Here is a 24,126-nt window from a genome sequence, read left to right as displayed (position 1 = left end):
TTTTTGTAACCGATAAAAAAAATTAATGCAAAAAAACATACTTGTTATATATTATTCACAAACCGGGCAATTGGAAGACATTGTAAAAAATGTTGCAAAACCGTTTGAAAGTAATACAGAAGAATACAATGTTACGTATTATAATATTCAGTTAAAGGAAGACTTTGCTTTCCCCTGGTCGAGCGATGTATTCTTCGACACCTTTCCGGAATCTTATTTACAGATCCCAAGTGAGATCCTTCCGCCTTCGGAGGAAGTGTTGAATAAAAAATATGACCTTATTATTTTTGGATATCAGGTTTGGTATTTAACACCTTCCATTCCTATTATATCATTCCTGAAAAGCGGATATGCTGAAAAGCTATTGAAAGACACCCCAGTAGTTACCATTTCTGCAACAAGAAACATGTGGATGCTTTCTCAGGAGAAACTAAAGGTGTATTTAAAAGACATGAAATCAAAACTTGTCGGAAATATCGCTTTGGTAGACCGACATGACAATTATACAAGTGTATTAACCATTTTACGATGGCTAACAACCGGGCAAAAAGAAAAATCAGGGTTGCTTCCCGCAGCAGGCGTTTCAGATGAAGAAATTACTGGTTCTGTAAAATACGGAGAAGTCATTAAAAAGCATTTTAAAAACAATGACTTGGACAATCTTCAGCCTGATCTGATACAAAACGGAGCCGTAGAAATTCGCCCTTTTTTAGTAAGAGTAGAAAAGGTAGGAAACAAGATTTTCACCATATGGTCTAACCTGATTATCAAGAAAAAAGAAAAACGACCATTGTTGATAAAATTCTTTAAGGTATATTTGATGGCAGCAATCTGGGTAATCTCACCCATCGTTTTAGTTTTACACCTGCTGACAACACCTATATTTTGGTTTAAAAGACAGAAACAAAAAAAATATTTACAAGGAATTAATTTAAAATAGAATGTACGACGTATTTATAACAAAAGCATCAAAATACTTACCCAATGAGCCTGTTTCTAATGATGAAATGGAAACGTATCTTGGCTATATAAATGAGGCGAGATCTAAAGCGAAATCTATTATTTTAAGAAACAATAAAATCACCACAAGATATTACGCTTTAGACAAAAAAGGAAACCCAACGCATACCAATGCACAGCTTACCGCAAAAGCTATTGAAGGACTTTTTGATGAAAATTTCAAAAAATCAGATATGAAATTGCTGTCTGTGGGAACCACTTCTCCAGACCAGATTCAGCCTTCACACGCTTCTATGGTGCATGGGGAATTAAACATCGGGAAATCTATTGAGATTAACACCGCAACAGGCCTTTGTAATTCGGGGATGAACGCTTTGAATTACGGATTCCTATCTATTAAAGCAGGAGTTCAGGAAACAGCAGTTTGTGCAGGTTCTGAAAGAATGTCTGCATGGATGACCGCTGATAAATTCAACCACGAAGCAGTAAATTTAATTTTATTGGAAGAAAGACCAATTATTGCCTTCAAAAGAGAATTCCTTAGATGGATGCTTTCTGACGGAGCGGGTGCTTTCCTATTACAAAATAAACCAAGAGAAAACGAAATCTCTTTGAAGATTGATTTCATTGATTTCTATTCTTACGCTCACGAAATCGAAGCTTGTATGTATGCAGGTTGTGAGAAACAAGAAGACGGAAGTTTAAAATCTTGGGCAGATTACCCTTCAGACGAATGGTTGAAGCAGTCTATTTTTGCGATAAAACAAGACACTAAAATTCTTGACAAATACATCTTGGTAAAAGGTGCAGAAAGTTTAAGATCATCTTTTGACAAACACAGTTTAGATCCGGATTCTATTGATCACGTGTTGGCGCATATCTCTTCAGGGTATTTTAAAGAAGGCCTTAAAGAGGAATTTGACAAAGTAGGATTAGATTTCCCTTGGGAAAAATGGTATTATAATCTTTCTGATATCGGAAATATTGGTGCCGGCTCTATATTCGTAGCTTTAGAAGAGTTGATGAACTCAGGGAAATTGAAAAAAGGAGAAAAAATACTTCTTTGTGTTCCTGAAAGTGGAAGATTTGCATATTCTTGTTCATTACTAACGGTTTGCTAATGGAAAACAGACTACCAACATCAGATCAAAATTTCGTTGAAAGCTTAATTCCACAAAGATCTCCTTTTGTAATGGTGAATGAGATTGCTGAATATTCTGAAAGTCACCTAATCTCAGGATTTGAAATAAAAGAAGACAATATTTTTGTTCAGAACGGAATTTTTCAGGCTTCAGGAATGATCGAGCATCAGGCACAAAGTGTGGCTTTACACACCGGCTACAAATACTATCTGTTGGGAAAAGATGCTCCCACAGGATATATTGGTGCAATCAAGTCTTTTGAAGCTGAGGCATTGCCAAAAGTAGGAGATCATCTGAAGTCTGAAGTTACTATTCTTAATGAAGTAATGGGCGTTACGCTTGTCAATATTATTACGAAACTGAATGATGTTGAGATTGCCAACTCTCAAATGAAAACTGTTGTAAAATAATTCTCATGGAAATCAAGGAAAAAAACATCATCAATATTCATCAATTCTTACCCCATCGTCATCCAATGTTGATGGCAGATTATATTTTAGAATTGACTAAAGAAAAAGTGGTGACTTCCTTTGAAATACTCGAGGACAATATTTTTGTTCATAACAATGAGTTTGTTGAAGCGGGGCTAATTGAAAACCTCGCACAAACCTGCTCATCCATTCTTGGACAAAGTTTCTTCGAAAATCCTGAAGCCGACACAAAAGTGATTGGCTTTATTACCAATATCAAAAAGATTGAAGTTTTCGCCTTACCTAAAGTGGGTGACCAGATCATTTCAAAAGCATCTTTGATTTCTCAGTATGAAAACATCTGCAATATCTTTTGTGAGACTTTTCATAATGATGAATTATTAATTAGAGCTGAGATTAATTTGTTTATTCAGGAAGTAAAACAATAAAAAGAATGAAAAAACAAGACCTTCCTCAGGACGAAAGCAACTTGAAGTCAGCTAATATGACCGAAGTGTTATACGTGACTGATGAAAACAATAATTATACAACGGCAAACAGCATTGGTTGGGACGTTAAGAAAGCCGCTTTGGATGAATCTTTAGCCTTAATTAATGAAAGAATAGAAGAAGCCAGACAAGATGTTGCCAATAATATAGCGAGTCCAATTGTTTATTTCATGGAACTGAACAAAATGGATTTACAGGTTCTTGCTTCCTACGCCGGAATGTGGCAATGGAGAGTAAAAAGACATGCAAAACCGAAAGTATTTAAGACACTAAGCGAATCCGTACTGAAAAAATATGCCGATGCATTCGGGATTTCAGTGGATGAATTAAAAAATTTCAACGGTAAATAAATAGAAACCTTCAAGGTTTTAAAAACCTTGAAGGTTTGGTAAAATCAAGCAACGAATGAAACTTAATTTTGAACACCATCAAACTGCGCATTGCGAAAACGGTGTTGCCTCTAATTTACTCATAAACAAAGGGCTCAAACTCAGCGAACCGATGATCTTCGGAATTGGTTCAGGGTTATTTTTCGTGTATTTACCTTTTTTAAAAGTAAATTTCGCCCCAGGCTTCAGCTACAGGCCAATGCCGGGAGCTATTTTCAGCAAAGCCGCAAAAAGACTGGGAATTAAAATTAAAAGAGAAAAATTCTCGAATCCTAAAGACGCTCAATTAGCTTTAGAGAAAAACTTAGAAAATAATGTCCCAACAGGTTTACAGGTTGGGGTTTTTAACCTTACGTATTTTCCTGAAGAATATAAATTCCATTTCAACGCCCACAATTTGGTCGTTTACGGAAAAGAAGACGGAAGATTTTTGATCAGTGATCCCGTGATGGATTACACCACTTCCCTTTCTGAAGCCGAATTGGAAAAAGTAAGATATGCCAAAGGAGCACTTCCTCCCAAAGGCCATATGTACTACCCTACTTATATTCCTGAGAATGTAAATATAGAAGAAGCCATAAAAAAAGGAATTAAAGATACTTGTAAAAACATGTTGGCTCCCGTTCCACTTATCGGCGTAAAAGCCATGAGATGGGTCGCAAAAAGCATCCCGAAATGGGCAGATAAAAAAGGTACAAAAGTGACCAATCATTATTTGGGCCAATTGATCAGAATGCAAGAGGAAATCGGAACAGGCGGTGGCGGTTTCAGATTTATTTATGGAGCTTTTTTACAGGAAGCTTCCGTAATTCTTAAGAATGATGAACTAAAAGAACTGTCTAAAGAAATTACCGCAATCGGTGATCTTTGGAGAGATTTTGCCGTGGATATTGCAAGAGTTTACAAAAACAGAAATTCAAAAAGCAATATCTATCAGGAGCTTTCAAAATCAATGCTTCATATTGCTGATCTGGAAGAAGCTTTCTATAAAAAACTGAGAAAAGCAATTTAACGTGGAGAACATCATTGAAATAAAAAACCTGTATAAAAAATACAAGCACGCAGAAGAGTTTTCTGTAAATGATATCTCGTTGAATATTAATCAAAACGAAATCTACGGAATACTGGGACCCAACGGAGCAGGAAAAACAACTTTGATTTCTATACTTTCGGGGTTGATAAAACCTACGTCAGGAACTTTTAAGATCAACGGACTATCTCCCCAAAAAGATGGTTTTAAATTAAGACAGATCATCGGGATCGTTCCTCAGGAATATGCATTATATCCTACGCTTACGGCAAAAGAAAACTTAATGTTCTTCGGTAGCTTGTATGGTTTGCCTCATAAAAAATTAAAAATTGCGATTGATGAATCCTTAGAACTTATGGGATTGTCAAAATTCGCTGATAAAAAAGTAGAACAATTCTCTGGAGGAATGAAACGTCGTTGCAATTTGATAGCAGGAACACTTCATAATCCGAAAGTCTTGTTTCTTGATGAACCAACCGTTGGCGTTGATGTTCAATCTAAAAAAGCAATTATTGATTATCTTTTAGATTTAAATAAAAAAGGAACGTGCATCATTTACACCTCACATCACCTTTCTGAGGCAGAAGAATTCTGTACAAAAATTGCGATCATTGATCATGGGAAAATCCACGCTGTTGGAACTCCTGAAGAATTGGTGAACAGAGTTGCCAGTGCCGAAAACTTAGAAGATGTTTTCATTTCATTAACCGGAAAAGAATTAAGAGATGTTGTTGTATAAATTGTGGAGAAGTTTCGTTAAGGAAATCCTTTTACTGAAAAGAGATATCGGTGGAATCGTCATTATTTTTGTGATGCCTTTATTGTTGATTATTACGATCACTTTAATTCAGGATTCTACTTTTAAAAATCTGGAAGGTTCAAAAATTCCAATTATTTTTATTGATAACGACAAATCCGAAATTTCAAAAAATATAAAACATGAGCTCGAAAATGGTAAAACATTCGAGTTAGTGACCCATTACAATGAAAAATCTGCCCAAAAAGCTGTTTTTTCAGGGGATTATCAGATGGCCATCGTCATTCCTGAAAATTTAACGAAAGATCTAAATGCAAATATTGACTCTAAGGTTCAGACCATTGTAAGTTCATTTGGAATTGAGGCAGATGCTGCTTCTGCAAAAAAGAATGTTGACATAAAAGCCAAAGACATTCACTTGTACTTTGATCCGGCAACCAATATCGGTTTCAAAAACAATGTCATGAATGCCGTTAATAAAATGGTTTTTGAGATCGAAAACAAAAAGATCTACAAAGCCTTTCAGGATCAATTGGGAACCACCGAAAATCTGGATGAAAATAAAAACTTAATCAGTTTTAAAGAAATTACGCCTACAAAAGGGAAAATGGACATTATACCGAATTCTGTTCAGCATAATGTTCCGGCTTGGGCGCTATTCGCCATATTTTTTATCGTCGTTCCGCTTTCTATTAATTTAGTGAAAGAAAAAAGTCAGGGAACCAGTGTAAGAGTAAGAGTGAGCCCAACGCCTTATTATATTCATATTTTAGGAAAAACGTGTACGTATTTAATCATCTGTATCATTCAGTTTTTATTGATGGTAGCGGTGGGAGTTTACCTTTTCCCTTATATGAATTTACCTCAGTTTGATGTGACTGGAAAAATGTTCCACCTCATTATCGTTACCATTTTTGCAGGATTGGCAGCTATTGGCTTCGGTGTTTTATTAGGAACACTGGCCGATACTCAGGAACAGTCTGCGCCGTTTGGAGCGACTTCTGTGGTTGTATTGGCAGCTGTTGGAGGAATATGGGTTCCTGTATTCTTAATGCCTGAATTCATGCAGACCGTTGCGAAATTCTCACCCATGAACTGGGGACTGAATGCCTATTACGATATTATTTTAAGAAACAGCGGAATCGCTGGTATAGCAAAAGAGCTGGCTTTATTATTTTTATTTTATATTGCCATGGTCACTATTTCAATTTTTTATGAAAGGAAACAAAATGCAGTCTAACGAAAAACCAATCCAGTGTACTGAGGAAGTACGAGTACGATTCAATGAGACAGATCCGTTGGGAATTGTTTGGCATGGCCATTACATTGTGTATTTCGAAGACGGAAGAGAAGCTTTCGGCAGACAGCATGGCTTAACTTATCTTGATATTCAGAAAGCCGGATTCGTAACCCCTATCATAAAAAGTACCTGCGAACATTTTCTGCCTTTAAAATATGGAGAAACCTTCAATATCGTAACCACTTTTGTTAATTCTACTGCTGCAAAATTGATTTACAGATACGAACTTTTTAATCAAGACAACAAATTGGTTTGCAGCGGAGAAACCATTCAGGTTTTCTTAGATTCTGACAATAATTTATGTTTGTATAATCCCGAGTTTTTTCAAGCTTGGAAAGATAAAATGGGATTATGAGAAAAGAAGTTTACATCACAGATTACAACTGCGTCACTCCTTTAGGATTTGATGTTGCATCCAATTGGAATGCTTTATTACAAGGAAAATCAGGGGTCGCCAAACATAAAGTGATCGAAAATCAGGAAGCTTTTTATGCTTCTATCATCGATTCTGAAAAGTTGGAAGAAGAATTCAATAAGAACTTCGACAATCAGGATTTCACAAGACTGGAAAAAATGTTTTTGTTAAGCTTAAAACCTTTGGTAGAAAGACATAACATTACAGAAGAAACGGCTTTTATTTTATCAACAACAAAAGGAAATATAAGCTTATTAAAAAATAAAGTGACTGTACCGGAAGGTGCTTATCTTTCAAGTTTAGCACAAAAAATCGCAGACTTTTTCGGATTTAAAACCAAACCCATTGTAGTTTCCAATGCCTGCGTTTCAGGGGTAATGGCGATTGCTGTTGCTAAAAATATGATTCAGGCAGGAAGATATAAAGATGCGTTTGTCGTTGCCGGAGATGAGATCTCAGAATTTGTGATTTCAGGATTCAATTCTTTTCAGGCCATAGGAAGCGAACCTTGTAAACCTTATGACAAAAACCGCAGCGGAATCAATATTGGTGAAGCTACAGCGGCGGCTTTTATTACAGGTCATTGCGAGGAACGAAGTGACGAAGCAATCTCAAACGAAAGTTTTAGTTTTAAAATATCCGGAGATTCAGCTATTAACGATGCGAATCACATTTCCGGACCCTCAAGAACGGGAGACGGATTGTATGCAAGCATCAAAAATGCAATGACAGAGGCACAAGTTTCAACAGAACAAATCAATTTTATATCTGCTCACGGAACAGCAACAATATACAACGACGAAATGGAAGCCATCGCTTTCAACAGAATGGAATTACAGAATGTTCCTCTCAACAGCATGAAAGGTTTTTACGGACACTGTTTAGGAGCATCAGGTTTACTGGAAAGTATTATTTCTATGGAAAGTGCTCTTCATAATACCTTAATTTCATCTAAAAACTTTGAAGAAATGGGAGTTTCCCAGCCTTTACATATTATTAAAGAAAACCAACCTGCGGAAATCAAATATATTTTGAAAACGGCTTCAGGTTTTGGTGGGTGTAATGCAGCAATTGTTTTAGAAAAATGTTAACACGATGAAGAAAACAGACATTTGCACCATAGAAAACTCAAAAATAACCGTCAACGGAGAAATTATTTTCGAAAGTCAATCTGAAGTATTTTCAGAATTTGCCAAAGAAGCTTATAAAAGTTTAGAAGTGAATTATCCTAAATTTCATAAAATGGATAACTTAAGCAAACTCGCTTTTCTGGCTTCCGAAATGATTTTAAAAGACAGAGATCATAGCAAAACAGCAATTGTTTTGGCCAACAGATCATCAAGTTTAGATACTGATTTTAAATATCAGGAAAGCATCAATTCTCAGGACAATTTCTTCCCGAGCCCGGCTGTTTTTGTGTACACATTGCCCAACATCTGCGTCGGTGAAATAAGCATCAGACATACAATGCAGACAGAGAATGCTTTTTTTGTTTTGGATGAATTTGATGAAAAATTTTTAAATGATTACTCAGAACAGATTTTACAGTCAGGAAAGGCTGAAAAGGTACTCTGTGGCTGGGTAGAGCTATATCAGGAAAGTTACAAAGCTTTTGTATATTTGCTGACTACGTAATCTAACAATATAAAAATGTACCCATTTACCAATTTTTAAATAATGCTTATAATTATTATTACATTGTTAAACTGATACATTGATAAATTATAAATGAAATTTATTTATGGAAAACCTACAAACTGAATTGAAGCACAAAATTATCGAAGTACTTAATCTTGAAGATGTTTCTATAGAAGAAATCAAAGATACTGATCCGTTATTCGGAGGAGGTTTAGGATTAGATTCTATCGACGCTTTAGAGTTGATCGTTCTTCTTGACAAAGATTATGGAATAAAATTAGCCGATCCTAAAAAAGGAAAGGAAATTTTTCAATCTATCGATACGATGGCAAAATTCATCGAAGAAAACAGAACAAAATAAGTTAATCTACCAATGTATCAATGTAATAGTCTAGCAATTATTGGTAAACTGTTACATTGATACATTGGTAAATTTTGTATAAAAATGAGTCAAAAAATTGCCATAACAGGAATGGGCATCATTTCTTCCATCGGTAACAATGTGGAAGAAAATTTCATTTCGCTCACTTCCGGAAAACACGGAATTTCAGATATTCAGTTGTTTGAAACCCGTCACACCGGAAATATTAAAACAGGCGAGATCAAATTATCTAATGAAGAATTGGTACAAAAACTTCAGCTTAATGAAGATAATAATGTAACAAGAACCGCTTTATTAGGTATGGTTGCTGCAAAAGAAGCGGTAGAAAGTGCCGGTATATCAGATATCAACGGCTACAAAACGGGGTTAATTTCTTCAACAAGCGTTGGCGGAATGGATATCACCGAAAAGTATTTCTACTCCTACGAAGACTTTCCTGAAAAGCAAAAATATATAGACTCTCATGATGCAGGAAATTCATCATTAGCCATTGCAGATTATTTAGGCCTTAAAGGCATGGTTTCTACCATCAGTACGGCTTGCTCATCTGCTGCCAACGCGATTATGATTGGCGCAAAGCTTATTAAAAATGGAGTCTTAGACCGCGTGATTGTTGGTGGAACAGATTCTCTTTCAAAATTTACTTTGAATGGATTCAGTACCCTAATGATTCTTACTGATGCTTATAATACGCCTTTCGACAATGACAGAAAAGGATTAAATCTAGGAGAAGCAGCAGCCTTTTTGGTGTTGGAATCTGATGAACTTGTCAAAAAGTACTCGGCTATCTTTCAGGCTATGGAAATGCCAACGATGCCCACCATCAAACCGCTTCTTCGGAAAACGGACAAGGCGCTTATTTAGCCATGGAAAAAGCATTGAAAGTGTCAGGTTTACAGAAAGAAAATATCGATTATATCAACGCTCACGGAACAGCAACTCCCAATAATGATCTTTCAGAAGGAATTGCGATGATCAGACTTTTTGGCGAAAATCAGGTTCCGGAATTCAGTTCTACAAAAGCGTTTACAGGTCATACTTTAGCTGCAGCGGCGGGAATTGAAGCCATCTATTCATTGTTGGCCATTCAAAATAATATCATTTTCCCCAATTTGAATTTTAAAACGAAAATGGAAGAATTTGATCTAACTCCCGTTACCGAATTGAAAGAGAAGAATATCGATCATGTACTTTCCAACTCATTTGGGTTCGGAGGAAATTGTTCAACCTTAATTTTCTCAAAATCATGAGCGCAGTGTATATCAACAGTGCAGCCTGCATCTCGGTTCAGGACACTTTAAATGAAAATTTCATCCAAAATCTTACGCCTGAAAATTCAATTCAGATCGTAAAAGCTATTGAACCTAATTACAAAGAATTCATTCCCCCTGCAATGAGCAGAAGAATGTCTAAAACTGTAAAAATGAGTTCTGTAGCCTCAAAATACGCTTTAAAAGAAGCCGGAATTGAAAATCCTGATGCGATTATTGTCGGAACAGGAATGGGATGTTCCCAGGATTCTGAAAAGTTTTTAAAAAATGTAATTGATAATAATGAAGAGTTTCTGACTCCAACTTATTTTATCCAATCCACTCACAATACGGTTGCCGGGCAAATAGCTTTAGCATTACAATGCCACGCTTACAATTTCACCTATGTGAATACTTCTTCTTCTTTAGAATTCTCCATGTTAGACGCCAAACTTCAAATTAATGATGGTGAGGCTGATCATGTTTTGGTGGGTTCAACAGATGAGCAGACCGACAGAACAATGGAATTGTATAAATTAAACAATACCATTAAAAAAGAAGAAAATCTTCCTGTTGATTATTTACACTCAACAACAGAAGGCGTTATTTGGGGAGAAGGTTCAAGCTTTTTTGTTTTAGGAAAAGAAAAGGCAGAAAGTTCTTACGCTCAGCTTAGAGATATTAAAATCAACAATAGATTAGAACAAGATGAAATTCAAAAGTTTATCAGAGACTTACTAACAAAAAACCATCTTACCTTTGAAGAAATTGACGCTGTGATTTTAGGTTTTAGCGGAGATTCTAAATCGGACGCCTATTATACCAAAGCAATGGATTTATTTCCCAATTCAGCGTTATTATATTATAAGCATCTAAGTGGAGAATTCAATACAGCAAGTGGTTTCTCAACATTTATGGCTTGTCATATTCTGAAAGATCAGCAGATTCCGGAAGTGATGATGATTAATGAAGTGAAAAAAGAAAGTATTAAAAACATTCTTTTGTATAATCATTTGGGAGGAAGTGATCATAGTTTGGTTTTGTTGGAGAGAGCTTAAGTTTTAACGTAGAGAATTAAGACGATCTGTTTGTCATTCTGACGGAGGAAGAATCTCAACATCAATATTAGATTCTTCATTTCGCTTTGCTACATTCAGAATGACAGAACGAATGTCCAGATTGAGAAAATTTTAAACCAAAAACTCAAAATAATAAAAAGATGAAACACTATCCATTTATTCTATTTTATCTTTTCTGCAATGTATTTATTTATGCATTTCACGGGACTTTTTGGGTATATCTGTTTTGTTTCTTACTTTTTTCGGCGGTGGTCGTTTGGGGATCTTTTGACATTCAATTAGGATATTTTGTCAATAGTTTGACGCATAAAAGAACAAAAATCAAGGAAGTTGCTTTGACTTTTGATGATAGTCCGACCGAGTTTACTCCAAAATTTTTAGATCTATTAAAAGAAAACCAGATAAAAGCAACCTTTTTCTGTATTGGAAAACAGATTGAAAAATATCCCGAAACTTTCCAAAGAATTATTGCAGAAGGTCATACAATTGGAAATCACACCTTATCTCACTCCAACAACACAGGATTTTTATCTACCTCAAAAATGATTGAGGAGATTGAGCAATGTGATCAAATTATGGAGAAAGTGGGAAATATTAAAACCAATTTATACCGTCCTCCTTTTGGCGTTACCAATCCGAATATTGCTAAAGCCATTAAACAAACTCATAAAGAAAGCATCGGCTGGAATGTCCGTTCTTTAGATACGATCACAGACAACGAAAAGAAAATTTATAAACGAGTTACAAAAAATCTAAAGAAAGGAAGCATCATTCTCCTTCACGATACTTCGGAAAAAACGTATAATGTTTTGACAGATTTATTAGTATTTTTGGAACGTGAAAAGTATTCAACTTTTACGATAGATACTATTTCAACCACAAAAGGCGCAAAAGCTTTTAATGCATAAGAATTTTGGTGTTGGTGGCAATTATTACCAACGCATACACAACCAACCAGCCACCAATAAAGAATATTTTCTAACAATTTCGTTAAAAACAGATGCACTCTCCACCAAATAATATGAAGACAACAGCTACATTTTCATTTCTACTCATTTTATTATGTTTACAAAGTTGTGCACAAAAAAATGAAACGAAAACAAACCTCAAATTAAAAAGCATCTATGAAGTAACTAAAGATGATGTAAATGAAACAGTAGGAAAATACGGACTTAAAGGGAAAGTGAAAACGGTAGAACAGAAAACTTCTTCTGCCTCAAAGGATTCTATTACAGATTTTAGTAAATTTGAACTTATTGATATGAATAAAGAGCATCAATACTTTAATCTTGCAGAAATGGATAACGATTGTAAGGTCACTTTTAATAAAAACGGATATATTGTAAACAGAATTTCGTTTAGAGAAAGGTTTGGTAGCAAATCTCTTGAAACGGATACTTTATTTTATGACAAGAATAATCAACTGACTATTGTTAGAAATAATTTAGAAGGTGATGATTTTGCATTTCCTGGCGATATGAAATTTGAGTATAATAAATCTGGACATCTCATCAAACAATATGTAAACAAACAGATATGGCTATATAGCTATAGTGAAGATAAAAACCAAGTTAGAATTGTACACCACGAAGACAATGAGTTCCGGTTTGACAATATTTACACATATAACCAATTTGGACAAAAATTGGAAAATCACAGATACGAAAAAAATGGAAAATTAGAAGTCCGTTGGGTGTATGAGTATGATGACCAAGGAGAAGTTAAAAAGGAAACACTATTCAATACTGATGGTACTCATAGCGAATCTCATAAACACAAATTCGATAAAGATTTTAAAGTTTACGAACAGTATGATAAAAATAAAAATTGGACTATAAAAATAATAATCAATCCAAAAGTCGAGAAGATTACCATTAAAAAAAAAAATTGAATATTATCAATAAAAATTAAACAATGATTAAAAATATTGCTTTCGGAGCATTTTTATTAGTTTCAAGTCTCTTTTTTGCTCAGAACACAGCAATGTCAGGACCTGAAGCAAAAGCATTCGTAACCAAAGTTTCATCTGAAACCAAGGAAATAAAAACATTACAAAGTGATTTTACCCAAACCAAAAAGATGGATTTTTTGGATAAAAACATTGTGACGTATGGAAGAATGTCTTTAAAAACACCCAACATTTTAAGCTGGAAATATACAAAGCCTTACCAGTACAGCATTATCTTTAAGGACAATAAGATATTCATCAACGATCAGGGAAAGAAATCTTCTGTGGATGCTAAAAGTAAAACCTTTGAAAAGATCAATAAACTGATTGTAGGAAGTTCAAACGGACAAATGTTTAACGATCCTGAATTTTCCGTAGCTTACTTGAAAAATGCAAATTATAACATCGCAAAATTCACTCCTAAATCTGCGCAATTACTGAAATACATCAAACAGATTGAACTAAGTTTTCCTAAAGGTCAATCAACCGTTTCGCAGGTTAATATGACGGAAGCCTCAGGAGACACCACAAATATTGTTTTTAAAAATACGAAGATCAATGCGCCGATTTCTGCTTCAGAATTTTCTTTATAGCCTAATTTTTCTTCTGTTTGTTTCGTGTAAAACCTATAAACTTTCAGATGCAAAATCAGTTTCAACTTCTGAGAAGACCGTTGAAAATTTATACTTTTCGTCAAATGAAGATTACATATATAAATGTCAGATGGATATTTATAAAAACCATGTAAGCGGAATTCTGATTATCAAAAAGATCAATGATGCGACACACCGTGTTGTATTAACCTCTGATTTTGGAAATAAATTAATTGATTTTGAAATTTCCGGAGATAATTTTAAACTGAATTATGTTTTAGCAGACTTAGATAAAAAGATTGTCATTAATTTTTTAAAGAATGATTTTCAGCAATTGCTAAAACAGAAATACCCTGTTAGTGAAAGTTTTGAGAATGAAAAATCGAAAATTTATCTTTCAAAATTGGATAAGAAACAATATTATCTGTTCTTCAATAAAGAAAATGGATTGCTGAATCAGATCATTTATACCAAAAACAATAAGGAAAAAATCGATTTCACTTTTGAAGCAAAAAAACATATCTTCGCGGATAGTTTGAATCTTCAACATAAAGATTTCAAGATCAATATAAAACTATTTCAAATAACCGAAACCGAATAATTTTTAACATGAAAAAAACGGCACTTTTACTCTTTGCTTTATTTGCCACTTTATCTTTTGCTCAGGTGACTTTTAACCCGGGAATAAGAGCAGGAGCGAATTTTTCGCATTTTACCAATAATGAAAATCAAACATTCTACTGGCCAGATTCTCCAAACGCGAATATGAGCATGGATTTTAAAACTAAAACCGAGTTTTATATTGGATTTCTAGGAAATATTCGTTTTGCAAAATTTTATGCTTTACAGCCGGAAATTAATTATTCGAGACAGGGAGCAAAGTTTGAAACCAATGTTAACAACTGGAACGGACAAACACTTTCTGTTTCTTATTTAGGACTTCAATTGGTTAATAAATTTTATTTCAATAAATTCAACGTTCTTGTAGGGCCAACCTTGGAATTTGTTGTTGACAAGAAAAATTTTGATCCGGAAAGCGAAATAGATTTAGGAATTACAGCCGGTTTAGGATATGACATTACAAAAAACTTTGGGGTTGAAGCAAGAGTAAAAAAAGGCTTTGTTCCTGTTTACAGCTTCTATGACAATCATACAAACGTTACTTTTCAGGCGGGCGTTTACTATACATTTAACATGAAAAAATAATTTTATGCAGACTATTCTTACAGACTTTTACACCTTACAATCATCAGAAAAAGAAGAAAACGGACGTTTCATTGCTCATATCACGCTCAATAAAGATCATGATATTTTTAATGGGCATTTCCCGGGAAATCCTGTAACTCCAGGAGTTTGCATGATGCAGATCGTAAAAGAATTAACTGAAGAATTTACAGGTGCATCGTTATTTTTAAAATCTGCTTCGAATGTGAAATTCATGGCGATTATTAACCCATTTGAAACCCCAGATTTAACGTTACAATTGGATATTAATGAAAGTGATGATGAAGTGAAAGTAAAAAACACCACTTTATTTGGCGAGACAATTGCACTAAAAATGTCTGTACACTATAAAAAATTGACATCATGAAATTGATCTTATCATTCATCACAGCTTTTATATTTTTCTTTCAAAATGATTTGGAGTCATTAAGAAACAGCTATGCAAAGGCCAATCAATCCAACGAAAATACACAGGCATTTATTAGTAATGCCGAAAAACAATCTGGTTCCGATGCGGTGACGACTGGTTATAAAGCTGCTGCAAAAATCATGGAGGCTAAAATTGTTAAACAAAACAGAAAAGCACTTGTAAAATCCGGAGCAACGGATCTTGAAAGTATTATTAAATCTAATCCTAACAATATTGAATTACATTTGATAAGACTAAGCGTTCAGGAAAATATCCCCAAAATTGTAGGATACAGAGGCGGATTGAAAGATGATAAAGCATTCATTTTAAGCAACTATGGAAAGCAGAATACAGCCATGAAAAGTTATATCAAAAAGTTTGCTGTACAATCTAAAACCATGTCTGATACTGAAAAAGCATCATTAAAATAAAACAATGACCCTTCCTGAAGTACAAAATGCAATTTCTGAAAAAAAGATTTGTATTTTAATCCCTACTTACAACAACGAGAAAACTCTGAGAAGAGTAATTGATGGTGTTTTAGAGTATACCGAAAATATCATTGTGATCAATGACGGGTCTACGGATTCTACTCATCAAATCCTCGGTCATTATTCTCAAATTACAACGATTTCCCTGCCTGAGAATAAAGGCAAAGGAAATGGACTTAAAATAGGCTTCAGAAAGGCAAAGGAATTAGGTTTTGATTATGCAATAACGATTGATTCTGATGGCCAGCATTATCCTGATGACCTTCCGGTTTTTGTGGAAGCTTTACTAAATGAAGAGCAGGACGTTTTACTCATCGGAAACCGAAATATGTCGCAAGACGGAATTCCAAAGAAAAGCAGTTTTGGAAATCGTTTTTCTAATTTCTGGTTTTGGTTTGAAACTGGTATTAAGCTGGAAGATACCCAATCTGGCTATCGTTTATATCCTTTACATAAAATTCCAAAGAAATATTTTACCCCAAAATTCGAATTTGAGATTGAAATTATTGTAAGAACAGCCTGGAGGCACGTTCCGGTAAAAAATGTTCCTATAAAAGTGTTGTATGATCCTGCAGAAAGGGTTTCGCATTTCAGACCATTCAAAGATTTCACAAGAATCAGTATTCTGAATACCATCTTGGTAACCATTACTTTGCTTTATATTATTCCGAGAAATTTCATAAATAATTTCAGAAAAAAGAGTTTTAAAAGATTCATCAAAGAAGATGTTTTAGAAAGCGATGGAAGCAACCGTACAAAAGCTTTCTCCATCGCGCTTGGGGTTTTTATAGGCCTTTGCCCGTTATGGGGATTTCAGACCTTATTGGTGATTTCTTTGTCCGTGCTTTTTAAACTGAACAAGGTCTTGGCTTTTGTTGCATCCAATGTGAGCTTACCTCCATTAATTCCTTTTGTTATTGCTGCTTCTCTATTTTTAGGCGCTCCTTTTGTGCATGGAGACAGTAATATTTTAAGCAGTGAACTTAACTTTGAGCTTATTAAAAATAATCTTCTTCAATATGTAATCGGAAGTCTGATTTTGGCAAGTTCAATGTCTTTGATTTTAGGAACGGCCACTTTCCTGTTCTTGAATAAAGTGAGCCCTGATAATAAATAATTCAACACTCTTTTACATAAAAACTGCAAAGCCTTTCGACCTTGCAGTGAGTTATGAAGAATAAATTATGTTTTATTTTTTTGTTAGCTTCTGAGAATATGTCTTTCCATTCTTATCAACTAAAACAAGCATATACACACCAGAATTTAATTGTTTGATTGAGATTGAATTTCTTTCAACTTTCGCCTGTAAAACCATTCTACCACTCATTTCATATACTTTCGCATCCGTTAGGATAAGATCATTTTTAGTTTTAAAATTAACAATATCATCACTCGGATTTGGATACACCGTGAATAATTCCTGAGTAGCCTGAACGTCTTTAACTCCTAAATAAGATCCTTCAACCACATGTAATGTTGTATTAGGTGTTACATTATAAATGGTATCAACCAAACCTGAAGGCCATTTCACAATCACTTTTGTAATGGCTGTAGCCTGACCAATGCCGAAATGAGTATTCAGTGTATTCATATTTCCGAATCCTACTCCACTTTGTACATCTCGAATTTGTTTTCCCCAAGCTCCATAGATCTCCACTCTTGCCCCAATCCCATTTCTGTTACTTTGGGTTCCCTGTAAGGTTACTTTAAGCCATTTATTGGTATTTCCTGCATTCATAAGAATGGTATTTCCATTCTGAATATCCAGAAAACCATCATTATTAAGATCTCCAATGGGACGCTTAATCGTATTTACGTTGTAAGCAGTAGCATTCGGAGTAAAAGTAAAATCACCATTTCCAAACATGATTGTATTTCCTGCGCCTAAAACATCCAGAAATCCATCATTATCAAAATCATAAGCAACATATTCTCTGCTCGAAGTATTAATTATATCATAACCCGAACCTACTGATTTATCGGTAAATGTACCATCCCCATTATTCTTCATCACTTTGCTCAGCCCGTTGGTTGTAGCATTGATTCCTACAACAGCGTCCATCCAACCATCATTATTAAAATCTCCCCAAGCAGCAGACCATGTCTGAGTAGGATTTGCCATATTGGCGTCGGCGGCAACATTTGTGAAGGTTCCATCACCATTATTTCTCAGCAATTCATCAATATTTCCACCAGGCCCAGAGCCTCCTCCACTGCATTTGGCTATATAGAGATCCATATCCCCGTCATTATCATAATCTACCCAAATAGAACCATAGTTTCCTCCGGAAGGAAAATCACCTAGCCCTCCCTGATTATGGTTCATATTGGTTCCGTCATTCAAATAAAACCTGTTCGGAGCATTATCATCACATACGAAAGCATCTAGTTTTCCATCTTTATTGATATCTATAAAATTAGTTCTCTGAACTAAAAAAGATTGCGGTTTTCTATCGATAGTAAAGCCCGTTCCATCAGCATTAGCTTTTACAAAAGCAATCCCGCTTCCCGATCCATACATCAGGTCATTAAAACCGTTATTGTCATAATCTCCGGCTGCAATGCTCCATGAAGGCAATATAATAGAACTAGGAATTGCATAGGTAACATTATTAAATCCGCCTCCCGGCTGTTGATAAGAGATAACGATTTGAGTATTATTTACTACAGAGACAATATCATCCAAATAATCTCCATTCATATCTACCACACAGTTATTGTAACTACCGGATGCTGTAACCGGCTGAGAATTAAACGAAAGCCTATTGATAATAGGTGGCCCTTCAGCCACGGTAAAATTAAACCCTAAATTAGTCCATCTGCTATCGAATACCACATAATAGGTATTTCCGGCAACAGCTCCAAAGGTAACCTTTGAAGAAGTCCCGGTAGAGTCATCATTCGCGGCCACACATGCTAATACTCCACAACTTCCTGCAAATACCATTAATCTTGTATCTACATTTTGTCCTGCAATTACCGAAGAAACAGTAACACTCTTATTTGCTGTAGCTGTATATTTATACCAAATTGCTGCTTGTGCGGGAGTACCCAAATTACAAACTGTGGGAGGTGGTGTTCCCGTAATTAAAGGAGCCGTATAAGTTCCTGGAGTAATATCTATTGCGGAAGCACATGTAAGTTGAGCTATTCCCCATGTTATATTACATAATATAACAAAAAAGGATACTATTTTTCTCATATTTTTTCATTTTGGTTATTCGTTTTTAAGGACAGTTTTGATTCAGTGAATTGATCCATTGCTTTAAAAGTTCTACCCCTTCATCGTGTACAATGGTTCTTCCTAGCAAAGGCATTCTATTACTCTCATCTACAGAGTTGAGTCTAAAGTTCATTACCGACTTATTATGATTTCCCGGTGTTATAATTCTTTCTAATGAAGGACCTTGCGGCTCATCTGCCATCACACAAACTCCCATATTGGTAAGATTGGTCGTTTGACTAAAACCCAAGCGTATAGCACGATAATCACAACGCGCATTCTGTTGATGACAATGCGCACAGTTGATGTCTACATAAGAGCGTAATCTTATATCTAAAGGCTTACTGGTATCTTTGTAATTAACCGTAGAAACAATACTAGAAGGATAACTTAGCAAATAGCCTTCATCTACTAATTTTTGTAATTGATTTTTAACTCCTCCTGAGTACGTGTAAGTTGTATTTAGATTTTGAGGTTTTACACCAATGGGAATCGGCTTATTATCCAGTTTATGACAAGCAAGGCATTCTGATTCAGAAGGAATTCTGTACTCTATTGCCATCACCTCATTATTCTCTTTCTTGAAAGTAATATTTTTAGAACTCCCACTCGTAAAATCTGTTCCGGCTACCAGATTGGCCTCTGTCTGATCATCATTCCACACATATTCTGCAAACACCCAACCGCTTGATTTTCTAATCATTAATCGGGTTTCCAATATTTTGGTCGTATTATTAGGCTGTACGGTATTATAATAAAAGCTTTTTATTAAAACAGTTCCTACAGGAAAATTCAGTGTTTTATCATCTGCGTCATAAGTCGCTTTTACGCCTTGTGGCATCCAAATAAATCTTTTTTTAAGAGCGTAGTCTGTAAATAGCGAACTGGCAGGTTCATAAGGAATTACTTTGCTAGATGGCGTTAAGTTTTTTAGTTCGCCGGTAAAAAATGCATATGTAGACAGTTTAGCGTAAGGAACTGCATTGATGTCAAAATTAACAAAAGAACTCTCAACTTCTACCCCTTCCATTTTCTCATCTTTACAAGAAAATAGCATCAATAAAAATACAAGAGATAAAAAATATTTTTTTCTCATTCGTTTCATGGTTTTAAGGAAACGAATATAAATAATAAATCAACTACGCGCCAAATATTTTACACCAAAATAGAGAAACTAATAAAAATAATAAAACAAAACTAATATTAAATTATTAATTACTCAATAAATACACCACAAACACAAGATAAAACTCAAATTAAAGAAAGCAACATTTAAAATAAAAAACACATAAAATAAAGGTAACGACTTTGGAAATTAATATTATTTATAAACAACATCCGAGAACAACAAAAGGGTTGTAAAAACAGTGACAAATATCGCAATAATCACCAACACAAGTTGTACGGTAAAATTTGCTTTCTCCTGATCTTCTTCTTTCGCTTCAAAAGTAAAATTAATTTTACCCGGATTTTTAATAATTCGCCAAATGAACCATAAAATGATCAGGTTTAATATAATCGGAGAAAAAAGGAATAATTTACTTCCGGATCCCCCTGTATTTTTTCCGTATCCCTGAATAGGAATAGTGTCTGGAATTGAACTGTATTTACTTAGCAAATACACAGAATAACAAACGATTATAAGGAATGGAATTGAAAATAAATACTGTATACTTTTGGGGATCATTGTAGTTTTTTTAATGTTTTCTTTAGATATTTTTCAACATTCTCTTTATCGGGAACGGTCGTGATTTCTTTTGTCAGCGCCTTTTCAAACTCCATTCTTGCTTTTGAATATTCTTTTCTCGCAAAATAATATTTTCCAGCCTGATAATATACAAACCAAAAATCTGGATTCAACGATTGATAATGTCCAATTGCATCATCAGATAACATAACATCCTTTTTTGAAATTGCATCGCTGAGTTGAGATTCTATAATTTTAGAAACCTCAAAATTTTTAAATTCTTGAGAATCTACAAAAGGATCTTTGGGAATATTTAAGGTGGAAGTTGCCAATTCATCATTTTGAAATTTTTGGTTTGAGAAGATTTTATTAAGGTCATAGCAAACAAATTCTCCCAACTGATAAGGATTTGACGACACCCAAACCAATCTCTTTTCCGGCGAAAAAATCACAGCATGATGCGCCAATAACTGATTAATAGCCTTCTCATTTCCATAGCCAATCTTCTCCCCTTTCAAGCCTGATTTATCTCTAAGAATAGAAGCCATTTTTTCAGGATTAAGTTTTTTATTTTCCTGTAATAGCTCCTCAAGCTTTTCATAGCGGTATTCAGAATGGCTTTCCAGAATGTGTTTCTGGTTTCTTTTATCATCTTTATACGCTTCTGATTGAAAATGATTGGTACAAAAAACTCGGTCTGTATTTTCAACCCTGTAAACACCAAAATTGTTTGGTGAGACTTCAATAATCACTGCATTTTTATCATTTGCACTTCCCACCAAAATAGATTCAGAAACAAAAACTTTTCTCTTTTTAGCAATGGCAATCGCTTCATCAATATTTTTAGCATATTGCAGAATCTCTCTCGTTACAAAAGAAATCGGAGTTTTAGCCGTTAATGGAATTTTAGATTTTCCTGCATTAATCGTCACGGTAATACCTTCTTTATTCATTCCCGAAACAACCCCAATCATCCCTGGCCAACTTACCGACATGTAGGGGATTCCCTGCTCGGGCTCTACGAATTCTATTAATTTATTTTTAGCAAAATCATCTCCCACATAAAAATCGAAATTTCTACCAATCAACAGACCTCCGTCTTCAGAGTTTTCATTCCAAACCGCTAAAGAAGTGCATCCTACCACCATCAAATCCTGCATCGCATGACCAATATCGTGAGCGCCATGTAAGTATAAACTTCTTAAATATTTAGGTGCAATAAAGTTATATTTATCTGATGCATATCGAGATAACCCGAATAATTCTGCCTGATAATCTTCCCGTACATTGAGATACATTTTCCTGTTATACCATTTTAGAAAACCTCTCAATAATTTCTGCTTAAACTTAGACGGAACAAAACCTTCCACTTTAGAAAAGAAAATCTCTTCCTGTTTTTGCATTAAGTTTTGAGTCAGTGCTCCGTTGTTATAGCCTAATTGTAAAGGATTTCCTTTAATATATAATTCCCAAAGCTGTTGTTTGTTTTTGGTAAGATAATTTTGATTAAAATTAAATGTTGAATCATTCATCTTATGAACTGTAGGAACTTCTAAAGCATATTGCTTAACCTCAGGAATATGTTTGATGGATTTTCTGATACCGCAAGATGTGAGACTAAGAATGAAAAATAAACACAATGAGACTCCTATTTTACGGTATTTGTCATTCTGACGATAGGAAGAATCTCTTTTTACAAGTTTAGATTCTTCATTACGCTTTGCTCCATTCAGAATGACAAGAGTATGTTTAAATTTCATTATTATTAATCATTTGTGTCAAACGTTCATCAACAAGTTCTTTTCCTAAAATTTCAGCACAGGTATTGAAGGCACCAATTGTACATCCTAAAATTCCGTGCATATTGACGGACTGTCCTGTTAGAAAAAGATTATTGATCTTTGTTCTTGGAGAAACCATTGTTTTTAAGGGGTTCTCCGAGCTTTTTATATATCCGTACATATTTCCTTCAAAGCTTCCGATATAATCACGGTAAGATAAGGGTGAAGAAGTATATACTTTTTTAATAGACTGTCGCAAGTTTGGAATTTTCTTTGCCAGCGCATCAATCATTTTTTCGGCTTTCTCTTGCTTAAATTTTTCATATTGCTTTCCTCTTTCATGCTCTTCTACAACTGTATTTACTGTTTTTTGCCAAGCTTTAACTTCAGCAAAATCCATATAGGAAATAGCGGTTAAACTTTCTGCAAATTCAGGATGCAATGTTGAAGGGGTTGAAGAAAGCATATATGTTTCCGGCCAACTGTTTTTATCGTATCGATAGGCATTCCAAACCAATTCTTCGGATGAATAATGGTAAATATTATGATTAAAATTCGGGATAGACTGAGGTTTTAAGACCAGATAAACACTGAAACACGAAGAAACAGGCTCCCAGCTTAACACTCTATTGAGAAAGGATTTTTTTAATCTTTGCTGCCCAATTAATGTAATGAGTGAACGGATTTCAATATTGGAAATAAACTGTTTTGCAGCATATTCTTTTCCTGCTTTAGTTTTTACAGCAATTAAAACATTCTTTTCATTGAAAATAAATTCGGAAACTTCTGCATGCTTGTGTACCTCTGCGCCGTATTCTCTTAGTTTTCTGATTAAAAGTTTTGAGATCTGGCTTCCTCCTTTCACACATTTATACGCACTTTGGATATATGAATTCACCGTTAAAGCATGCACATGAAAAGGAATATTTTCAGAATCTCCCGCGTAGAGAAAATTTGAACCTAATAAAACCGATTGCAGCTTTGTATTTGAAGTAATGGATTCTATGAATCTCTTTGTATTTAAATGGAGAATTTCTTCATTGTAATTATCTTTTCCCACGACATTATATCTGGGAAACTGATTGCAAATTCGCTGAATTTCTTCACAGTAATTTTCTAAATTTTCTTTTTCATCCGGAAAATATTGAGAGAGTTGATTAACAAAGTTTTCATACCCTTGTGCATGGGGATAATCAATGTCATCGTCTCCAAAAGTGATCTTATCATATCCGTCAACATCCATTTTATGAAGTTCAAGATCATTTATAATCTCTAAATAAGAAAAGAATTGATGAAGGTTTTGCCCTTTTGAGAGTCCGCCCAAATAATGAACTCCGGTATCGAAGATTAGTTTATCCCGGGAAAATGTCTGTAAATTTCCGCCATACTGATTGTTTTTCTCCAAGACACAGACTTTCAAGCCTTCTTTCGCCAAAATTAGAGCCGAAACAAGACCTCCCAATCCGCTACCGATAATTAATATGTCGTATGTTTTTTTCAAGGAGATTA

Annotated in this window: 26 protein-coding genes and 1 pseudogene; 22 read left to right on the top strand and 5 right to left on the bottom strand. The window is 34.6% G+C overall.

Going from position 1 to position 24,126, the window contains the following annotated elements; genetic code table 11:
* The first annotated feature begins 25 nt into the window (after positions 1-25).
* From AMQ68_RS22620 to AMQ68_RS22515, 22 genes and pseudogenes are all read left to right on the top strand, one after another.
* Positions 26-940, top strand: coding sequence for a hypothetical protein (locus tag AMQ68_RS22620; RefSeq protein ID WP_054512827.1), 915 nt, complete (start codon positions 26-28; stop codon positions 938-940).
* Between the two features lies 1 nt (position 941).
* Positions 942-2,081 (top strand): beta-ketoacyl-ACP synthase III, encoded by a 1,140-nt coding sequence (locus AMQ68_RS22615; protein WP_054512826.1) that lies wholly within the window; start codon positions 942-944, stop codon positions 2,079-2,081.
* Positions 2,081-2,512, top strand: a complete 432-nt coding sequence (locus AMQ68_RS22610) for a FabZ (RefSeq protein ID WP_054512825.1) — start codon at positions 2,081-2,083, stop codon at positions 2,510-2,512. Before AMQ68_RS22615 ends, AMQ68_RS22610 begins: the two co-directional genes overlap by 1 nt.
* 5 nt (positions 2,513-2,517) lie before the next feature.
* Positions 2,518-2,961, top strand: a complete 444-nt coding sequence (locus tag AMQ68_RS22605; protein WP_054512824.1) for an ABC transporter permease — start codon at positions 2,518-2,520, stop codon at positions 2,959-2,961.
* A 5-nt stretch (positions 2,962-2,966) separates the two neighbouring features.
* Positions 2,967-3,371 (top strand): hypothetical protein, encoded by a 405-nt coding sequence (locus AMQ68_RS22600; protein ID WP_054512823.1) that lies wholly within the window; start codon positions 2,967-2,969, stop codon positions 3,369-3,371.
* Between the two features lie 55 nt (positions 3,372-3,426).
* Complete coding sequence (locus AMQ68_RS22595) at positions 3,427-4,422, top strand: BtrH N-terminal domain-containing protein (protein ID WP_054512822.1); 996 nt, start codon at positions 3,427-3,429, stop codon at positions 4,420-4,422.
* Between the two features lies 1 nt (position 4,423).
* Positions 4,424-5,179, top strand: a complete 756-nt coding sequence (locus tag AMQ68_RS22590; RefSeq protein WP_054512821.1) for an ABC transporter ATP-binding protein — start codon at positions 4,424-4,426, stop codon at positions 5,177-5,179.
* Complete coding sequence (locus AMQ68_RS22585; RefSeq protein WP_054512820.1) at positions 5,166-6,437, top strand: ABC transporter permease; 1,272 nt, start codon at positions 5,166-5,168, stop codon at positions 6,435-6,437. The genes AMQ68_RS22590 and AMQ68_RS22585 overlap by 14 nt, the downstream gene beginning before the upstream one ends.
* Positions 6,427-6,852, top strand: coding sequence for a thioesterase family protein (locus tag AMQ68_RS22580; RefSeq protein ID WP_123905770.1), 426 nt, complete (start codon positions 6,427-6,429; stop codon positions 6,850-6,852). The genes AMQ68_RS22585 and AMQ68_RS22580 overlap by 11 nt, the downstream gene beginning before the upstream one ends.
* Positions 6,849-8,003 (top strand): beta-ketoacyl synthase N-terminal-like domain-containing protein, encoded by a 1,155-nt coding sequence (locus AMQ68_RS22575; RefSeq protein WP_054512818.1) that lies wholly within the window; start codon positions 6,849-6,851, stop codon positions 8,001-8,003. The genes AMQ68_RS22580 and AMQ68_RS22575 overlap by 4 nt, the downstream gene beginning before the upstream one ends.
* Positions 8,004-8,007: 4 nt before the next feature.
* Complete coding sequence (locus AMQ68_RS22570; protein WP_054512817.1) at positions 8,008-8,547, top strand: 3-oxoacyl-ACP synthase; 540 nt, start codon at positions 8,008-8,010, stop codon at positions 8,545-8,547.
* A 106-nt stretch (positions 8,548-8,653) separates the two neighbouring features.
* Positions 8,654-8,911, top strand: a complete 258-nt coding sequence (locus tag AMQ68_RS22565; protein ID WP_054512816.1) for a phosphopantetheine-binding protein — start codon at positions 8,654-8,656, stop codon at positions 8,909-8,911.
* 84 nt (positions 8,912-8,995) lie between these two features.
* Positions 8,996-10,182 (top strand): annotated as a pseudogene (locus AMQ68_RS22560) (beta-ketoacyl-[acyl-carrier-protein] synthase family protein).
* Positions 10,179-11,240 (top strand): beta-ketoacyl synthase N-terminal-like domain-containing protein, encoded by a 1,062-nt coding sequence (locus AMQ68_RS22555; RefSeq protein WP_054512815.1) that lies wholly within the window; start codon positions 10,179-10,181, stop codon positions 11,238-11,240. Before AMQ68_RS22560 ends, AMQ68_RS22555 begins: the two are co-directional and overlap by 4 nt.
* 161 nt (positions 11,241-11,401) lie before the next feature.
* A complete protein-coding gene (locus tag AMQ68_RS22550) occupies positions 11,402-12,169 on the top strand; it encodes a polysaccharide deacetylase family protein (RefSeq protein WP_054512814.1) in 768 nt (255 codons plus the stop codon).
* 113 nt (positions 12,170-12,282) lie between these two features.
* The gene (locus AMQ68_RS22545; protein WP_123905760.1) at positions 12,283-13,152 is read left to right on the top strand and encodes a hypothetical protein; all 870 of its coding nucleotides are present in this window, start codon (positions 12,283-12,285) and stop codon (positions 13,150-13,152) included.
* Between the two features lie 23 nt (positions 13,153-13,175).
* Entirely contained in the window at positions 13,176-13,802 is a 627-nt protein-coding gene (locus AMQ68_RS22540) for an outer membrane lipoprotein carrier protein LolA (protein ID WP_054512812.1), read from the top strand.
* Positions 13,803-13,932: 130 nt separating this feature from the next.
* Positions 13,933-14,403, top strand: a complete 471-nt coding sequence (locus AMQ68_RS22535; RefSeq protein WP_241775198.1) for a hypothetical protein — start codon at positions 13,933-13,935, stop codon at positions 14,401-14,403.
* Positions 14,404-14,411: 8 nt separating this feature from the next.
* Positions 14,412-15,008 carry an outer membrane beta-barrel protein gene (locus tag AMQ68_RS22530; RefSeq protein WP_054512810.1) on the top strand — a complete coding sequence of 199 codons (597 nt, stop codon included), beginning with the start codon at positions 14,412-14,414 and terminating at the stop codon, positions 15,006-15,008.
* A 4-nt stretch (positions 15,009-15,012) separates the two neighbouring features.
* Positions 15,013-15,393: a 3-hydroxyacyl-ACP dehydratase gene (locus AMQ68_RS22525; RefSeq protein ID WP_123905759.1), complete on the top strand. Its 381-nt coding sequence runs from the start codon at positions 15,013-15,015 to the stop codon at positions 15,391-15,393.
* Entirely contained in the window at positions 15,390-15,866 is a 477-nt protein-coding gene (locus tag AMQ68_RS22520; protein WP_054512809.1) for a hypothetical protein, read from the top strand. The genes AMQ68_RS22525 and AMQ68_RS22520 overlap by 4 nt, the downstream gene beginning before the upstream one ends.
* Positions 15,867-15,870: 4 nt before the next feature.
* Positions 15,871-17,043, top strand: coding sequence for a DUF2062 domain-containing protein (locus tag AMQ68_RS22515; RefSeq protein WP_054512808.1), 1,173 nt, complete (start codon positions 15,871-15,873; stop codon positions 17,041-17,043).
* Between the two features lie 72 nt (positions 17,044-17,115).
* Here AMQ68_RS22515 and AMQ68_RS22510 read toward each other — a convergent pair whose 3' ends face one another.
* From AMQ68_RS22510 to AMQ68_RS22490, 5 genes are all read right to left on the bottom strand, one after another.
* On the bottom strand, positions 17,116-19,128 hold the full coding sequence (locus tag AMQ68_RS22510; protein WP_054512807.1) for a CRTAC1 family protein: 2,013 nt from the start codon (positions 19,126-19,128) through the stop codon (positions 17,116-17,118).
* A gap of 25 nt (positions 19,129-19,153) precedes the next feature.
* Entirely contained in the window at positions 19,154-20,245 is a 1,092-nt protein-coding gene (locus AMQ68_RS22505; RefSeq protein WP_054512806.1) for a hypothetical protein, read from the bottom strand.
* 225 nt (positions 20,246-20,470) lie between these two features.
* Positions 20,471-20,836, bottom strand: a complete 366-nt coding sequence (locus AMQ68_RS22500) for a hypothetical protein (RefSeq protein ID WP_054512805.1) — start codon at positions 20,834-20,836, stop codon at positions 20,471-20,473.
* Positions 20,833-22,596, bottom strand: a complete 1,764-nt coding sequence (locus AMQ68_RS22495; protein ID WP_082384219.1) for a C45 family peptidase — start codon at positions 22,594-22,596, stop codon at positions 20,833-20,835. The genes AMQ68_RS22500 and AMQ68_RS22495 overlap by 4 nt, the downstream gene beginning before the upstream one ends.
* Positions 22,586-24,118, bottom strand: a complete 1,533-nt coding sequence (locus AMQ68_RS22490; RefSeq protein ID WP_054512804.1) for an NAD(P)/FAD-dependent oxidoreductase — start codon at positions 24,116-24,118, stop codon at positions 22,586-22,588. The genes AMQ68_RS22495 and AMQ68_RS22490 overlap by 11 nt, the downstream gene beginning before the upstream one ends.
* Positions 24,119-24,126: the final 8 nt, after the last annotated feature.

It is taken from the genome of Chryseobacterium sp. ERMR1:04 (genome assembly GCF_001297705.1).
Taxonomy (GTDB): domain Bacteria; phylum Bacteroidota; class Bacteroidia; order Flavobacteriales; family Weeksellaceae; genus Chryseobacterium.
This window is presented reverse-complemented; position numbering and strand designations above follow the sequence as displayed.

What these genes read in the sequence shown, in the direction of transcription:
- AMQ68_RS22495 (WP_082384219.1), bottom strand. Translation starts at nt 22,596, where the DNA reads ATGAAATTTAAACATACTCTTGTCATTCTGAATGGAGCAAAGCGTAAT.
- AMQ68_RS22530 (WP_054512810.1), top strand. Translation starts at nt 14,412, where the DNA reads ATGAAAAAAACGGCACTTTTACTCTTTGCTTTATTTGCCACTTTATCT.
- AMQ68_RS22570 (WP_054512817.1), top strand. Translation starts at nt 8,008, where the DNA reads ATGAAGAAAACAGACATTTGCACCATAGAAAACTCAAAAATAACCGTC.
- AMQ68_RS22520 (WP_054512809.1), top strand. Translation starts at nt 15,390, where the DNA reads ATGAAATTGATCTTATCATTCATCACAGCTTTTATATTTTTCTTTCAA.
- AMQ68_RS22565 (WP_054512816.1), top strand. Translation starts at nt 8,654, where the DNA reads ATGGAAAACCTACAAACTGAATTGAAGCACAAAATTATCGAAGTACTT.
- AMQ68_RS22545 (WP_123905760.1), top strand. Translation starts at nt 12,283, where the DNA reads ATGAAGACAACAGCTACATTTTCATTTCTACTCATTTTATTATGTTTA.
- AMQ68_RS22610 (WP_054512825.1), top strand. Translation starts at nt 2,081, where the DNA reads ATGGAAAACAGACTACCAACATCAGATCAAAATTTCGTTGAAAGCTTA.
- AMQ68_RS22555 (WP_054512815.1), top strand. Translation starts at nt 10,179, where the DNA reads ATGAGCGCAGTGTATATCAACAGTGCAGCCTGCATCTCGGTTCAGGAC.
- AMQ68_RS22600 (WP_054512823.1), top strand. Translation starts at nt 2,967, where the DNA reads ATGAAAAAACAAGACCTTCCTCAGGACGAAAGCAACTTGAAGTCAGCT.
- AMQ68_RS22500 (WP_054512805.1), bottom strand. Translation starts at nt 20,836, where the DNA reads ATGATCCCCAAAAGTATACAGTATTTATTTTCAATTCCATTCCTTATA.
- AMQ68_RS22575 (WP_054512818.1), top strand. Translation starts at nt 6,849, where the DNA reads ATGAGAAAAGAAGTTTACATCACAGATTACAACTGCGTCACTCCTTTA.
- AMQ68_RS22540 (WP_054512812.1), top strand. Translation starts at nt 13,176, where the DNA reads ATGATTAAAAATATTGCTTTCGGAGCATTTTTATTAGTTTCAAGTCTC.
- AMQ68_RS22525 (WP_123905759.1), top strand. Translation starts at nt 15,013, where the DNA reads ATGCAGACTATTCTTACAGACTTTTACACCTTACAATCATCAGAAAAA.
- AMQ68_RS22615 (WP_054512826.1), top strand. Translation starts at nt 942, where the DNA reads ATGTACGACGTATTTATAACAAAAGCATCAAAATACTTACCCAATGAG.
- AMQ68_RS22595 (WP_054512822.1), top strand. Translation starts at nt 3,427, where the DNA reads ATGAAACTTAATTTTGAACACCATCAAACTGCGCATTGCGAAAACGGT.
- AMQ68_RS22585 (WP_054512820.1), top strand. Translation starts at nt 5,166, where the DNA reads ATGTTGTTGTATAAATTGTGGAGAAGTTTCGTTAAGGAAATCCTTTTA.
- AMQ68_RS22535 (WP_241775198.1), top strand. Translation starts at nt 13,933, where the DNA reads ATGGATATTTATAAAAACCATGTAAGCGGAATTCTGATTATCAAAAAG.
- AMQ68_RS22605 (WP_054512824.1), top strand. Translation starts at nt 2,518, where the DNA reads ATGGAAATCAAGGAAAAAAACATCATCAATATTCATCAATTCTTACCC.
- AMQ68_RS22510 (WP_054512807.1), bottom strand. Translation starts at nt 19,128, where the DNA reads ATGAGAAAAATAGTATCCTTTTTTGTTATATTATGTAATATAACATGG.
- AMQ68_RS22580 (WP_123905770.1), top strand. Translation starts at nt 6,427, where the DNA reads ATGCAGTCTAACGAAAAACCAATCCAGTGTACTGAGGAAGTACGAGTA.
- AMQ68_RS22505 (WP_054512806.1), bottom strand. Translation starts at nt 20,245, where the DNA reads ATGAGAAAAAAATATTTTTTATCTCTTGTATTTTTATTGATGCTATTT.
- AMQ68_RS22550 (WP_054512814.1), top strand. Translation starts at nt 11,402, where the DNA reads ATGAAACACTATCCATTTATTCTATTTTATCTTTTCTGCAATGTATTT.
- AMQ68_RS22515 (WP_054512808.1), top strand. Translation starts at nt 15,871, where the DNA reads ATGACCCTTCCTGAAGTACAAAATGCAATTTCTGAAAAAAAGATTTGT.
- AMQ68_RS22620 (WP_054512827.1), top strand. Translation starts at nt 26, where the DNA reads ATGCAAAAAAACATACTTGTTATATATTATTCACAAACCGGGCAATTG.